The sequence below is a fragment of the Mycobacterium sp. 2YAF39 genome (assembly GCF_052114565.1).
Lineage (GTDB): Bacteria > Actinomycetota > Actinomycetes > Mycobacteriales > Mycobacteriaceae > Mycobacterium.
In genome coordinates this window covers 14,171-27,823 of the sequence record NZ_JBFREZ010000011.1, presented here as the reverse complement: position 1 = coordinate 27,823, position 13,653 = coordinate 14,171, and the positions used below count along the sequence as shown (strand labels likewise).

The window sequence follows — 13,653 nt, the reverse complement described above, 5'->3', positions numbered from 1 at the left end:
GCGCTGGCAGAAAGAGTGCCCCTGTTCAGAGTCGGTTGATCGTTGACCGATCTAGTTCGGTTGATCCTTGACACTCTGTGTGGTGTTAGGCCTGCTCGCGGGTGCGGGCGGCCCGTTTCTTTCTTACCTCGCCGCGGCTGGTCCTTGCGGCGGTCTTGACCAGTTCGTCGCCTATCCACAACCGCAGCAGGTCGCCATCGACATGGACGTCGCACCGTGCACCTGCGCGATGAACCCCGACCGACACCTGTTGCCAGGACACGCAGACGATGCCATTGGCGCAGACTTTGCGGCTGACCCAGTGTTCACCGGTGCGGTCATCGGTGCTCACCGTTGCCATCGAGGGTGGGTGGGTCGGGCCGGCGGCGCTGAATCGCTGGTCGGGGGTGTCCATCTTCAACGACTGATGAGGCCGCGCGGTGTTGTAGTAGTGCACCCATTCATCAAGGGCCTGCTGGGCAATCTTCACGGTGGCGAAAACAGCATGCTCACTGAGGAACTCGGTACGCAGGCTGCGATGAAACCGCTCGATCTTGCCCGTCGTGGTCGGGCTGCGCGGCTGAGTCAACAGGTGCTCGATCCCATGCTCACGACAGATCGCGTCGAAGAGCACCTCCACCGGCGGATGGTGAAACCGCCCGGTGAACACCTTGCCGTTATCGGTCAAGATCTGCTCGGGTGCCCCGAAGGTCCCCAGCGCAGCGCGCAACCCCTCGCACACCGCCCGGGTGCGCTCGGCGACCATCACCGTCGCGCAGACACACATCCGGGAGTGATCGTCGATCCCGGTCAACACCTTGGCGCTGGTGCCATCAGCGATCGGCAACCCGCCCACGACATCCATCTGCCACAGTTCCATCGGCGCGCTGCGTTCCCAGCGTTTCCACTTGCGCGAGCGCCGATCCCGCACCGCCGGGTCGATCATCGCCGCCCGTACTAACGCCCGGTACACCGCCGACTCCGAGGGCACCGGCGACACCTTGCGTTTGGCCAGCTCGAACACCAGCCGTCGCGGCCCCCAATACGGCCGCGATCGCCGCAACTCCAACATCGCCGCCTCCACCGCCGCCGACATCTGATGAGGACACGACGACGGCCGATGCGATCGATCCACTAACCCCTCAAGACCCTCGGCCTCATAGCGGGCCAACCAGGAGTGCAGCGTCTGCCGCGACACCCCCACCTTCTGGGCGACCTGCGACACCGACAACCCATCACTGATCACCGCCAACACGGCCTGATACCTCTGCTCGGCCACGCTCAACTCCCTCATCAAGGGAGTGTCAAGGATCAACCGAAGCAACTGTCAAGCATCAGCCGAAACACTGTCAGCCATCACCCGACATGAAAACGTCAAGCATCAGCCGACGTCATACAGCAGAAAGAGTGCCCCCGGCAGGATTCGAACCTGCGACACCGGCTTTAGGAGAGCCGTGCTCTATCCCCTGAGCTACGAGGGCTTGACCGGTGGGAGCTTACCGGTCGGGAACGCGTCCGCCGGTACGGCCCGATACCAGTTTTGGCAATTTTGACAAAACTAGTTCCGAAGCCGTCGCCCGACCCAGTAGCCTCCAGCCGTGGAGTTGAAGTTGCAGCGCGTCGGCGCATGGGCCGGAACGGTCATGATCCTTCTGTACGGCACGTCGTTCTCGGGGATCGCGATGCTCTTCCCGCCGCTGTCGCCGACGGCCTCGGCCGAGGAGATCGCGACGTTCTTCGTCGACCACAAACTCTGGGTGCGCTTCGGCGTCGCGGGCTCGATGCTGACCGCGACGATCGCGCTGCCCTTCCTCGCGGCGTTGCTGCTGCGCCTGCGGCGGGCCGAGGGCCGATTCGGCATGTTGTCGATGACCCAACTGTTCGCCGCCACCATCTTCGTTCCGGCCCTGCTGTTTCCTTTTCTGTTCCTCGCAGCCGCCGCATTCCGGCCCGAGCAGCGCTCGCCGGAACTCACCCAAGCGCTCAACGACGTGTTCTGGCTGTGGTTCATCGGCATCGTCGGCACCATCGTCATGCAGAACATCACGCTGGCGATCGCCTCGTTCACCGACAAGTCCGACCCGCCGACCTTCCCGCGCTGGTATGGATATCTGAACCTCTGGGTCGCAACACTTTCCATGCCGGGCTGCGTCGTCGTCGTGTTCAACGACGGGCCGTTGGCGTGGAACGGGGTGTTCGCGTTCTACATCCCCGGATTCGTTCTGGTGATCTGGTTGTTCGCCACCACCTTCGTCATGCTGAAGTCCATCAAGGCGCAGGAAGCCGCCGAGCGCCAACTGGCATCGACGCCGTGACAGCGGCGACGACGCAGCCGGGTGAACCGTCCACCCGGCGGATACCCGGCGAGTCCGGCACGTGGGTGTTCCTGTTTGGCGACATGCTGGTGTTCGGCGTCTTCTTCGTCACCTTCATGGTGGAGCGGGCCAAGGCGCCCGAGGTGTTCGACGCCGCCCGCACCTCGCTGCACATCGGCGTAGGCGTCACTAATACCTTGGTACTGCTCACCAGTTCGCTCTGCGTCGTGGTCGCCCTCGGGGCGATCCGCGCGGGCGCGAAATCCATTGCCACCAATGCTGTTTGCGCGGCCATCGGATTTGGCCTGATCTTCATCGGCCTCAAGGTGTTCGAATACGTCTCACTGGCAACCAGCGGCCACGGGCCCGGAGCGAACCATTTCTTCCTCTACTACTTCATCCTGACCGGACTGCATCTCTTCCACGTGTGCATCGGCATCGGGGTGCTGACATTCGTGCTGACGCAGACCCGCCGCGCCGAACTCACGGCCAACCGGATGGCCCTCGTCGAAGGCGGCGCGTGCTTCTGGCACCTGGTGGACCTGTTGTGGATCTTCCTGTTCGCACTGCTGTACCTGGTGAGCTGATGAAGGGTCCTTCGGTGTTGGAGCTGGTTCGCAACCGCGCGGGCGTCTCGTGGCTGATCCTCGTCGCGGCGACGGTCGTCTCGTGGGCCGTCGGCGCCGAACACGGCACCGGCTCGCTGGTGGCGGTCGTCGTGCTGGGCATCGCGGCGATCAAGGTGCGCCTTGTCGGCCTGGACTTCATGGAGCTGCGCCACGCGCCGATACCGCTGCGCCTGATGTTCGAGGCCTACTGCCTCGTCATGTGGGCGGTGCTGTCCGGCCTCTACCTTTGGCTTTGATCAGCGCAGTTCGGCGATGACCTTCGCGAACTCTTCACCGTGTTGCTGCTGCACGGTGATATACGTGACGCCGTACTTGTCGCGTAGACCCCGGATCGTGTCAGCGATGTCCCGTGGCGTGCCCGAGAACACCGCGGGCGTGGCCAGCATCTCTTCTTCGGACAGATCGGGCAGGAACCGTCGCACGAGCGACAGATCAGGAAAGCCCGAGTTGTCGGTGGGCAGGGCGATCACCGAGAGGTTGAGTTCCAGCTCGTCGAAGCGGTCGCCCGCGGCCTGTCGGACGAAAGCGATGCGGTCGGCGAGCGGATCGGCGCCCCCGATGATCGGGTAGCCGCCCGTCAGCCCGATGATGTCGGCGCGCTGCGCGGCGAGCGTGAGCAGCTTGTCGCCGTTGCCCGCGATGAGGATCGGCACGTCACCTGCGTGCTCGTTCATGTGCTCGGTGACGTGACGCAGCCACGCGACGCGTTCGCCGGCCGTCGGGTACGGAAGCTCGGCCTGCTCGAACTCCTCCTTGACGTAGCCCGCGCCGAGGCCGAGATCGAATCGGCCGCCGGACAGGTCGCGCAGCGATGTCACGTCGCGTGCCAGCAGCGCGGGCCGGTAGAAGCCGGCGTTGAGTACGAAGGTGCCCACGCGCAGCTTCTCGGTGGCCATCGCCATCGCCGTCATCATCGGGAATGGCGCCGTCGTATAGAGGTGGTCGGCCATGTGGATGACGTCGTACCCCATGTCTTCCGCGCGGCGAGCCCAGTCTTGAACTGACTTTTGACGTCGCGCGGCCTGCAGGCCGACACCGAACCGGAAATCCTTGACCATCTTGTGATCGTAGAAGTTCTGCAGTCGATGTTTAGCAGGTGTCGGTCCCGGGCATCATTTTGCCGCCGACTTCAGTCAATGAAGGCCCCCGGCGCCTACAACTAAGGACTTGTCACCCCGATCCGGTCCGTCGTGAGCCCGCCTCCGACGGACCGGATCAATTTTCAGACCGGATCATATTGAGCTCATGGCCACTCACCCCACGATCGGCGTCGAGGAAGAGTTTCTTCTCGCCGATCCCGCGTCGGGCGAGCCGGTCGCCGTCAACGAGACGGTCGCCGGCAATGCCGCCGAGCGCGGGGTGGAGCTGCAGCTCGAGCTGACCAGCTGCCAGGTCGAGACGGCGACGGAGGTTGTCGGTGGCAGCCGTGAACTCGCCGACCAGCTCCATAGGTTGCGCCGTGTCGCGGCGGAGGCCGCCGAGGCCGCTGGAGCCCGGCTGTTGGCGGTCGGACTGCCCCCCACGGTGCCGCGCGAGTTCCCGATCACCGACAAGCCCCGCTATCACAAGATCGCCGAGAGGTTCGGCATGATCGCGCACGAGCAGGGCATCTGCGGGGCCCATGTGCATGTAGCTGTGCCGAGCCGCGAGGCCGCGGTCCGGATCAGCAATCGGCTGCGGCCGTGGCTGCCGCTGCTGCTCGCCCTGACCGCGAACTCGGCCATCTACCGCAACACCGACACCGGCTACGCCACCTGGCGCAGTGTGCTGTGGGCACGCTGGCCCAGTGCCGGGCCGCCGCCCCACTTCGACTCCGTCGACGAGTACGACGCCGTCGTTCAGATGCTGCAGGATGCGGGGGCGATGCTGGACGACGGCATGGTCTATTGGGATGTGCGCCCGTCGGCGAACTTTCCGACCATCGAGGTTCGCGTCGCCGACGTTCCCGCCACGGTGGCCGAGACGGTGCTGATGGCCACGCTGATCCGCGCTGCGGTGATGACGGCGCTCGACGACGAGCGGCGCGGCGTTCAGATGCCGCCGCTGACCCCGCATGCGCTGCGGGCGGCGTATTGGAAAGCGGCGCGCGACGGCCTGGACGGGGAAGCGCTGGACCTGACCGACAGCCACCACTGTGTGTTGACGCGGACCTTGTTGGACCGCATGGTCGAACACGTCCGGCCTGCGCTGGAGGCGGTCGGCGACTACGACCTGGTCACCGGAGAACTGGACCGCCTCGCCGAAGAGGGCAACGGCGCGATGCGTCAACGCCGGGCATGGCAGCGTAGGCACGACGTCGCCGACGTGATTGCCGAGGCCGCCGCGGCCACCCTCGCCGGGCCCTAGCCGTTCCCTACGTCAGGGTCAATGCCGCGAAGGGCTCAGTGGTGGGCTGTGCCGAACCCCCGGGGGGCTCGATCGTGAATGCCAGAGTGCTCGACCCGTCCAGATTCGGGAGCACCGCGGTCGTCGACGGCGCTACGGCCTTGGCGTCCATGGTTCCCGCCGAGTGCGGCCCGGCGTCGTTGATCAACCACATCTGGTAGACGGTGCCTGCGGACGGAGGCGTCACGTTGTTCATCACGAGCACGCCCGCGTTCTTCTCTCGGGAGAAGACCACCGTCGCGATTCCGCCTCCGGGAATCTCACCGGAAACGGTGCGCACGTCCGGCGAGGCGAAGATCTGCTCGGCGGTCGACACGGTCGGCGCGGGCCGCAGCGCGTATCCGACGCCGAGCGCTCCGAGTCCGATCACTACCGCGGCGGCGGCGGCCAGAATCGTCGCCCGCCATGGCCGGGGCTTGCGCCGCATCGGGACAACTGGCGCCGTCCTGATCTCGGCGAGCACCCGGTCGCGGAGGTCGTGCGGAGGCTCGACTGCGGTGGCGGCCGAGATGACCGCCATGGTCTCGCGGACCGCGCGGACTTCGTCATCAAAGGCACGCGCGACGTCCGGCGGTGCGTCCGCGACACGTCGCTCGATATCGGCGCGTTCCGCGGCGGGAATCGCGTGCAGCGCATACGGCGTTGCGAGAGCGGTCAGGTCGTCTATCGGTTGTGTCATGTCAGCCCCAAACACCGGCGTAGGCCGCGAATGGCGTCGCGCATCCGCGATTTGATCGTCGCGAGGTTGGCCGAGAGTCGCTCGGACACCTGGACGTAGGTCAGGCCGTCGTAATACGCGAGCTGGATGGCCTCTCGTTGCGTGTCGGTCAGCGACCCCAGGCAGTCGGCGACTTGACGCCGCTCGTCGCTGGATATCACCGAATCGGCGACCTGGTCGGACGGCCGGTCGACGTTGGCTGCCCCGTAGCGGGACTCGCGTTGACCGGCGGCCTGCTCGGACCGCACACGGTCCACGGCCCGGCGGTGCGCGATGGTCATCAGCCAGGACAACGGGGACCCCGCGGCGGGGTTGTAGGCGTCGGCGGTACGCCATACCTGCAGGTAGATGTCCTGGGTGGTTTCTTCGCTGTAGCCGGGATCACGCAGCACACGGGTTACCAGGCCGAACACCCGCGCCCGGGTCTGGTCATAGAACGTCGCGAACGCGTCGACGTCCTGCCGCGCCACCTGGCGCAGCAGGCCATCGAGGTCGGTTGTCACAAGCCGTAGCCTATCGACAGCTTCAAGAAGCGTCATGATATTCGCGATCTGGGCGGTCGTGGGACGAAAAATGAAGTGCGTGAACGATATTCATCGAATCCATCGCGTTTCGCCATGTACTTCTCGGTGAGCCGGGCGCCGGTGGCGTACACCAGGAAGTACGTCATCAGCACCGGGGACAAGACGGTGGCGAGCGAAATCCAGCCCGCGATGGAGGTCAGCCACAGCCCCCACCACACGCATGCGTCGCCGAAATAGTTCGGGTGCCGTGTCCACGCCCACAGTCCGCGGTCCATGAGGACGCCCTTGTTGGCGGGATCGGCCTTGAATCGGCGCAACTGGTGGTCACCGACGGCCTCGAAGGTCAGGCCCAGAGCCCACACCGCGACCCCGACGATCATCACCGGCCGAAGCATCGCAGGCGTCGGACCCAGTACGGCCGAAAGTTGCAGCGGCAGCGAGACGAACCACGTCGCCGCCGCCTGGATCAGGAACACCTTGCGGATCACATGACCCGCCGAGACGTCACCGCGCAGCAGGTCTTTGTAGCGCGGGTCTTCGCCCTTGCCCGCCGACTTGACGATCATGTGCCAGGCCAGGCGAAGCCCCCACACCGCGACGAGGACGAGCAGCAGGATCCTGCGGAACGGATCACCCGTACCGACCGCGGCGGCAACCGCCGCCACGGCGACGAAACCCACACCCCATGCGGCGTCGACGACGTTGTACCGGCCGATCCGGCGGCCGATGAGGAACGTCGTGGTGTGAACCACGACGAGGATGGCCAGCGAGGCCGCGGAGACCGCTATGAATTCCATTGCCGACGCCCGGACGGTGCGAACGTCCACTGATAGACATCGAGATATCCCGACCGGAAACCGGCCTCGGAGTAGGCCAGATAGAGCTCCCACATCCGGTGGAAGACGTCGTCGAAACCCAACTCCGCCACGGTATCCCGTCGTTCGACGAAACGTTTCCGCCAGATCCGAAGCGTTTCGGCATAGTCCCGTCGCAGTGAGAGCATCTCGACGGTGCGCAGCCGGGTATCGCCTTCGGTGATCTCGATGATCGCCTCGGTCGACGGCAGCAGGCCGCCCGGGAAGATGTACTTCTGCATCCACGTGTGGGTGTTGCGGCTGGCCAGCATCCGGTCATGTGGCATGGTGATAGCCTGAATCGCTACCCGGCCACCGGGTGCAACAAGACGGTCGAGAGTCTGAAAGTACCTGGGCCAGAATCGGTATCCGACTGCCTCGACCATCTCCACGGACACCACGGCGTCATAGTGACCCGAGGCATCGCGGTAGTCGCACAGGTCGATTTCGACGCGGTCGGACAGGCCCGCCGCGGCCACCCGCTGCCGGGCCAGTCGCTGCTGCTCGGCCGATAGGGTGACCGAACGGACGTGTGCACCTCGCATCGCGGCGCGGATGCACAGTTCGCCCCAGCCCGTGCCGATCTCGAGCACCGTGCTGCCCGGTCCGACCTGAGCGGAGTCGAGGAGTCGGTCGATCTTGCGGCGTTGCGCGTCTGCGAGGTTCGTGTCGACGGCGGGCAGGCCATCGAACAGCGCACTGGAATACGTCATGGTCTCGTCGAGGAACTCGGCGAACAGCGCGTTGGACAGGTCGTAATGCTCGGCGATATTGCGGCGCGCCTGCGTGCGGCTGTTGTGTTGCGATCGCGGTTGGCGCACCACGGCGAGGGGCCGGAAGCGTTGCAGAACGGGAGGAATCAGCTCGGACAGCCGCTTGCCGAACTCGGTCAGCAGACCGGCGATGTCGGTGGAGCTCCAGTCGCCTGCCATGTACGACTCGCCGAAGCCGATGAGGCCGTACCGACCGACGCGGCGGACGAGTGCCTCGGGCCGGTGGACCACCATGGTCGGCAGCGTCGGGTCGGCGGCGCCGATGACTGTGCCGTCGGGATAGACGACCCGGATGGGCAACCGGGCCGCGGCGCGGCGGAACAGCCGGTCCGCGATGGCTCCGGTCACGGCGCTCGCAGGGCCGCCGGGTACCTCGGCCACGGCGGGCCATTTACCGGAATCGATTGTGGCCGAGGGGGCCAGCGTCAGATCGATGGTCACTAGTGGTCGACTCTTTCTTTCTCGTTGGACTCTCGGGGAACGACGGGAACTCGGCGCAGCCAGAGCGTGATGCCTTGTATCCGAATCCCGATGGCACCCATCAACGGTGCGAGCGGCGCTATCAGTTGCATCCGGATCACCTCGGCGATGCCTGCGGTCCGCCGTTGCCCGCGCATCGTGACGACGAATGCGGGCTGGTTCTCGCGGTGCAGTGAGATCCGGACGTCGAGGTTCTCTTCCGGCCGAGGGGCATTCACCAGGTAGTAGCCCTCCACCTCGTTGAACGGCGACACGTACAGCTTCTTCATCACGATCGCGGGATGGTCACCGTCGGGCGGGAGCAGGTACGCATGGCGTCCGCCGTAGGTGTTGTGTACCTCCGCGATGATGTGCCGAAGTGTCCCTTTGGCGTCGTGGCACCAGTAGAGGCTGATCGGGTTGAACACGTATCCGAGCACCCGTGCCTGTAGGAGCGCGGTGATCCGTCCGCCCCGCAGATCGACACCCTTGTCGGCGAGAAACGCGTCGATGCGCTGCCGCAGAGTGTCATTGGGATCATCGGCGTCGTCGGCCACGAAGTGGTCGCGCGCTTCGAATCGCGCGAACGGCCGCAGCCACCGTGGCAGCTTGGGCAGATCGTCCACGTCGACGAACCAGCTGTACCCGCGATGCTCGAAGTAATGGTGCACCGGTGCACGACGTAGATGGGTGATCCGCGTGCGGTAGATCGCAGGTGTCAGCATGGCACCGCCTCGAGGGTGACGGCAGGCCATTCGGCACCGAGACGCTGTGCCGCCCGCAGTCCAGAGGCCGCGCCGTCTTCATGGAAGCCCCAGCCGTGGTAGGCGCCTGCGAACACCACGCGGTCGTCGTCCAAGGTTGGTAGAAGCTGTTGAGCGGCAACAGACTCCGGGGTGTACATCGGATGGCTGTAGGTCATGTCGGTGAGGACCGTGGCGGGGTCGACGCGGTCCTCGCCTCCGAGTGTGACCAGGAACCTGCGGTCACCGCTCAGCCGCATCAGCCGGGTCACGTCGTAGGTGACCAGAACCTGTTGGTCGTCGGGGGTGGCCAGGTAGTTCCACGAGGCACGGGCGCGGCGATGTTTGGGCAGCACCGATTCGTCGGTGTGCAGCTGCGCATGGTTGGTGCTGTAGCCGATGGCGCCGAGCACCGAGCGCTCGGCCGACGTGGGCTCCGCGAGCATGAGCAGCGCCTGGTCGGGATGCGTGGCGATGACAGCGGCGTCGAAGTGCCGCGGCCCGGAGATCGCGTCGGTCACCTCGACGCCGTCGGCCACCCGGCGCACCGAGCGCACCGCGGCGCCGGTACGCACCTCGTCGATGAGGTCGGCGACGGCGTCGACATAGGTGACAGAGCCGCCGACCACCGTCCGCCACGTTGGCGAGTTGAAGACCGAAAGCATGCCGTGGTGCTCAAGGAACACGAACAGATAGCGCGCCGGGTAGTTCAGCGACTGTCCCGGCGGCGACGACCAGACCGCGGCGATCAGTGGTGTCATGAAGTGGTCGACGAAGTACCGGGAGAAGCCGTGACGGTCGAGGAACTCGCCGACGGTCGCATCGTCCGAGTCACCCTCGAGCAGGCGCAGCGCCGCCCGGTGAAAACGCTTGACCTCGGCGAGCATGAGCAGGTAGCGCGGATGCGCCAGCGACGACCAGGACGGGAACAGCCCGCCGAACCCGCGGGCGCCCGCGTACTCCAGCCCGCTGGCGTCGTCGCGGACCGACATCGACATGTCGGTCTCGCGGGTGGCGATTCCGAGCTCGTCGAAGAGCCGGCACAACGTCGGATAGGTGCGGTCGTTGTGGACGAGGAAGGCCGAGTCGATGCCCACGGTGTAGTCGTCGTCGCGGTTCAGCGGGATCTGGTGGGTATGGGCGTGGCCACCGAGCCGGGTATCGGCTTCATAGAGGGTCACGCGGTCGCGAAATGCCAGGACATAGGCGGCGACCAGGCCGGATACCCCGCTGCCGATGACGGCTACGGAGCGTTGATCGAGGTTGAAACTTTCCACATCCGGTATTCGGAGCGGGGGCAGTCCCGGATGGGCTGTTCGGTGGGGATTAAGCCGGTGGCGTTTCCCATGAGTGCGCGGTCGCGACCAGGCCCTGCACCAATGCGGAGGTGGCGGGGGAGATGCCGTCGTCGCCCGGCAACTGGCTACGCGGGCTGATGCCGCGGACCCGCGGGGTGAGTTCGAGCTGTGTGCCGCCTCCGGCCACACGGTTCACCGGGTTGTCCGGGTGCAGGCCCCTCAGCTCACGGGGGATCGAACCGATGTCGGTGACGACCTGGTAGCCGGGCACGCTGACGTGGCGCGCGAGATGTTCGGCGAGCGCGCGGTTGCGCCCGCCGGCGAGCAGCTGCGTGCTGCGTCCGATCCGGCCGTACCCGTGCAGCGACACCGCGACGTCGACGTGCTCGAGGAATTCGGCGAGCCGTTCGGACTCCTCCGCGCGATAGCGCGCCGACGGCAGGTGGTGCGGATAGTGGTCGGGATGACGGACCACGTACAGCGACGCGTCCGCCGCGTCAGCGGCCCGCTCGGCGATCACATCCGTCATCTGTTCCAGGCCGCCGCCGTGGATCGCCATGAACCCGAACCGCGACCGCAGCGTGACCTCTTCGGTGACGCCGGGTTCGGCGAGTAACTCCGAAAGCGACTGTGGTGATGGTGAATTCGACTTGGTGTTCCTTCCCGGCCACTGTGCGGGGTCCCATCGCCTCAGGAAGTCGACCCAGCGTTGCGGGAGGCCATGGTGCAGGGCGCCGTCGATGATGCGCTCCAGGTAACCCTCCCGCGGCGGCCCGGGTTCGACCCTGTGATCGATGTAAACCCACGCCTGTGAGGGCCCGTCGTCGGTGTGCACCGTGAGCTGGTCTCGGCGATACCGCACCGGAACACCTTCAGCGCTGTCGAGGGTGGCGAGGTCATTATCGGTGAGCTGCCAGACCACTCCATGCACCTGCGAGCCGTCGAACGGTTCGACGGTGGCCACTCCGCGCTCGTTGATCAGCCAGTCGTGGTCGGCCAGCGTCGCCGGCCGGGGGTCGACTGCGCCTGGGCACCGCCGCGCCATCTGCCGAACACACAGGTTCGACCCGTAGGCGAAGTAGGTGTGCGGAGCCGCCCCGGCGGCGACATTCGGCGGCGGCATTCAGCCCTTCACGGTCAGATAGATGAGCACCACGTTCAGCACAGTAATCAAAGCGGCGACAAGCCACCCGAGCGCGGTGGTCACCCGGTGGTTGGCGTCGTCGCCCATCAGGGCGCGATCGCTGGTCAGCCGCACCAGCGGGATCAGTGCGAATGGGATTCCGAAGGACAGCACCACCTGGGACAACACCAGCGCACGGCTGGGGTCGACGCCTATCGCCAGAATCGCCAGCGCCGGCGCGAGGGTGATCAGCCGCCGCGCCACCAACGATATGGACACGTGCAGAAGGCCCTGCATGATCATCGCGCCGGCATATGCGCCCACCGACGACGACGCGAGTCCCGATGCCAGCAGGCCGATCGCGAACAGCAGCGCGACCGTCGGCCCCAACTCGCCGCCGACCGCGGCGTGCGCGCCCTCGATCGAATCGGTGTTGTCCAGCCCCTGCAGGTTCGTCGCCGCGACGAGGAGCATCGAGAGGTTGACGGCACCCGCGATGATCATGGCGATCCCGACGTCCCAGCGGGTGACCCGCAGCAGCATCCGGCGCATCGGGCCCGCTTCGGGGTGGCCGTGACGGTCCCGCGCGAGGCCGGAGTGCAGGTACACCGCGTGCGGCATCACTGTCGCCCCGAGCATCGCCGCCGCCAGCAGCACGCTCTCCGGGCCCGCGAACTTCGGCACCAAACCGCCCGCGACCGCGTCCGCCGGGGGTGGTGAGACGAACAGGCTGGTGAAGAATCCGATCGCGATGACCAGCAGCAGGCCGGTGATGACCCGCTCGAACAGCTGCTGTCCGCGACGATCCTTGAGCATCAGAAGCATCAGTGAAACGGCCCCCGTGATGACCCCGCCGGCCAGAAGGGGAAGGTCGAAGAGCAGGTACAGCGCGATGGCACCGCCCATTACTTCGGCGAGATCCGTTGCCATCGCGACCAATTCGGCCTGCAGCCAGTAGGCCAGCCGGGTCGGGCGCCGCATCCTGTTGCCGATGGCCTCGGGCAGCGACAGCCCGCTCACCAGGCCCAGCTTCGCCGACAGGTATTGCACCAGACAGGCCATCGTGTTGGCCACGACGATGACCCACACCAGCAGAAAGCCGAACTGCGCACCTGCGCTGACATTGGCGGCGACATTGCCGGGATCGACGTAGGCGATCGCGGCGACGAATGCCGGACCGAACAGCATCCAGCTCGGCCGCACCTTGACGTCGGCGCCCTGTGACAACCAACCCACCTTCTATCGGACTTGCGAATAGAAAAGTTAGGTTAGCCGAAACCTGCCAGGGCCCGAACTAGCGGGGTCTTACCAGCCCCAGCCGCCGATGCCGATGACCAAGCCGCCGCCCCAACCGCCATAGCCGCCGTAGCCGCCATAGTTGTTGTTGACCGGGGGCGAGGTGACGATTTGGGCGCTGCCGTTGGTCTGGCATTGCGTCGTGGTCGGACCGACGTAGATGCATTCGGGTGTGGCCGTCGCTGTCGGAGCAAGACCAACGGCGCATGTGCCCAGCATCGTGAAAAGCGTTGCGGTATAACGAAGTCTTGGCCGCATTGTGGGCCTCCTTAAGGCCGCATTAGTTGTGGTCAGCGGCCGCCGTGGCCGCCACCACCTCCGCCGCCACCACCTCCGTGGAAGCCGCCGTTGCCATTCATGAGCAGCGCGGGGCCGTAGAACTCGTCGTCCCACGGATACAGGAACTGCGTCTGGGCCGGAGTGGCGTCGATCTGCACGTTGCCCGGCGTTGCGCATTCCGTCGTCGAGCCGCCCAGGGCCTCAGCCCCACCGGTATCGGTGCACTGGGGCAGGCCGGATCCGGTTTGGGCGCCCGCCACCGGCGCAGCCAATGCCGC

At 66.1% G+C, this 13,653-nt stretch carries 16 protein-coding genes and 1 tRNA gene; 4 read left to right on the top strand and 13 right to left on the bottom strand.

Annotated elements, in window-relative coordinates; all coding sequences use genetic code 11:
- Positions 1 to 85: 85 nt before the first annotated feature.
- Both AB4Z42_RS24910 and AB4Z42_RS24905 read right to left on the bottom strand, forming a co-directional pair.
- Positions 86 to 1,273 (bottom strand): IS481 family transposase, encoded by a 1,188-nt coding sequence (locus AB4Z42_RS24910; RefSeq protein ID WP_442011907.1) that lies wholly within the window; start codon positions 1,271 to 1,273, stop codon positions 86 to 88.
- Between the two features lie 114 nt (positions 1,274 to 1,387).
- Positions 1,388 to 1,460: transfer RNA gene (locus AB4Z42_RS24905), tRNA-Arg, on the bottom strand.
- 162 nt (positions 1,461 to 1,622) lie between these two features.
- On the opposite strand from AB4Z42_RS24905, the gene AB4Z42_RS24900 reads away from it, so the two are divergent.
- Genes AB4Z42_RS24900 through AB4Z42_RS24890 form a run of 3 tightly spaced genes read left to right on the top strand, consistent with a single transcriptional unit; the run spans position 1,623 to position 3,159 of the window.
- A complete protein-coding gene (locus AB4Z42_RS24900) occupies positions 1,623 to 2,294 on the top strand; it encodes a hypothetical protein (protein ID WP_442012019.1) in 672 nt (223 codons plus the stop codon).
- A complete protein-coding gene (locus AB4Z42_RS24895) occupies positions 2,291 to 2,881 on the top strand; it encodes a cytochrome c oxidase subunit 3 family protein (RefSeq protein ID WP_442011906.1) in 591 nt (196 codons plus the stop codon). The genes AB4Z42_RS24900 and AB4Z42_RS24895 overlap by 4 nt, the downstream gene beginning before the upstream one ends.
- Entirely contained in the window at positions 2,881 to 3,159 is a 279-nt protein-coding gene (locus AB4Z42_RS24890) for a cytochrome C oxidase subunit IV family protein (protein WP_442011905.1), read from the top strand. Before AB4Z42_RS24895 ends, AB4Z42_RS24890 begins: the two co-directional genes overlap by 1 nt.
- Here the strand turns inward: AB4Z42_RS24890 and AB4Z42_RS24885 are convergent, their stop codons facing one another.
- A complete protein-coding gene (locus AB4Z42_RS24885; RefSeq protein WP_442011904.1) occupies positions 3,160 to 3,981 on the bottom strand; it encodes a TIGR03621 family F420-dependent LLM class oxidoreductase in 822 nt (273 codons plus the stop codon).
- A 187-nt stretch (positions 3,982 to 4,168) separates the two neighbouring features.
- Between AB4Z42_RS24885 and AB4Z42_RS24880 the strand changes: the two genes are divergently transcribed.
- Positions 4,169 to 5,269 carry a glutamate--cysteine ligase gene (locus AB4Z42_RS24880; protein ID WP_442011903.1) on the top strand — a complete coding sequence of 367 codons (1,101 nt, stop codon included), beginning with the start codon at positions 4,169 to 4,171 and terminating at the stop codon, positions 5,267 to 5,269.
- Between the two features lie 7 nt (positions 5,270 to 5,276).
- Here the strand turns inward: AB4Z42_RS24880 and AB4Z42_RS24875 are convergent, their stop codons facing one another.
- From AB4Z42_RS24875 to AB4Z42_RS24830, 10 genes are all read right to left on the bottom strand, one after another.
- Positions 5,277 to 5,987 carry an anti-sigma factor gene (locus tag AB4Z42_RS24875; protein ID WP_442011902.1) on the bottom strand — a complete coding sequence of 237 codons (711 nt, stop codon included), beginning with the start codon at positions 5,985 to 5,987 and terminating at the stop codon, positions 5,277 to 5,279.
- A complete protein-coding gene (locus AB4Z42_RS24870) occupies positions 5,984 to 6,565 on the bottom strand; it encodes a sigma-70 family RNA polymerase sigma factor (RefSeq protein WP_442011901.1) in 582 nt (193 codons plus the stop codon). The genes AB4Z42_RS24875 and AB4Z42_RS24870 overlap by 4 nt, the downstream gene beginning before the upstream one ends.
- A complete protein-coding gene (locus AB4Z42_RS24865) occupies positions 6,562 to 7,347 on the bottom strand; it encodes a DUF1295 domain-containing protein (protein ID WP_442011900.1) in 786 nt (261 codons plus the stop codon). The genes AB4Z42_RS24870 and AB4Z42_RS24865 overlap by 4 nt, the downstream gene beginning before the upstream one ends.
- A complete protein-coding gene (locus AB4Z42_RS24860) occupies positions 7,335 to 8,618 on the bottom strand; it encodes a class I SAM-dependent methyltransferase (RefSeq protein ID WP_442011899.1) in 1,284 nt (427 codons plus the stop codon). Before AB4Z42_RS24860 ends, AB4Z42_RS24865 begins: the two co-directional genes overlap by 13 nt.
- A complete protein-coding gene (locus AB4Z42_RS24855; protein ID WP_442011898.1) occupies positions 8,618 to 9,361 on the bottom strand; it encodes a DUF1365 domain-containing protein in 744 nt (247 codons plus the stop codon). Before AB4Z42_RS24855 ends, AB4Z42_RS24860 begins: the two co-directional genes overlap by 1 nt.
- Entirely contained in the window at positions 9,355 to 10,656 is a 1,302-nt protein-coding gene (locus tag AB4Z42_RS24850; protein WP_442011897.1) for an NAD(P)/FAD-dependent oxidoreductase, read from the bottom strand. The genes AB4Z42_RS24855 and AB4Z42_RS24850 overlap by 7 nt, the downstream gene beginning before the upstream one ends.
- Positions 10,657 to 10,705: 49 nt before the next feature.
- The gene (locus AB4Z42_RS24845) at positions 10,706 to 11,800 is read right to left on the bottom strand and encodes a poly-gamma-glutamate hydrolase family protein (RefSeq protein WP_442011896.1); all 1,095 of its coding nucleotides are present in this window, start codon (positions 11,798 to 11,800) and stop codon (positions 10,706 to 10,708) included.
- The gene (locus tag AB4Z42_RS24840) at positions 11,801 to 13,027 is read right to left on the bottom strand and encodes an Nramp family divalent metal transporter (protein WP_442011895.1); all 1,227 of its coding nucleotides are present in this window, start codon (positions 13,025 to 13,027) and stop codon (positions 11,801 to 11,803) included.
- Between the two features lie 78 nt (positions 13,028 to 13,105).
- On the bottom strand, positions 13,106 to 13,354 hold the full coding sequence (locus AB4Z42_RS24835; protein WP_442011894.1) for a hypothetical protein: 249 nt from the start codon (positions 13,352 to 13,354) through the stop codon (positions 13,106 to 13,108).
- A 32-nt stretch (positions 13,355 to 13,386) separates the two neighbouring features.
- Complete coding sequence (locus AB4Z42_RS24830; protein WP_442011893.1) at positions 13,387 to 13,635, bottom strand: hypothetical protein; 249 nt, start codon at positions 13,633 to 13,635, stop codon at positions 13,387 to 13,389.
- Between the last annotated feature and the right edge of the window lie 18 nt (positions 13,636 to 13,653).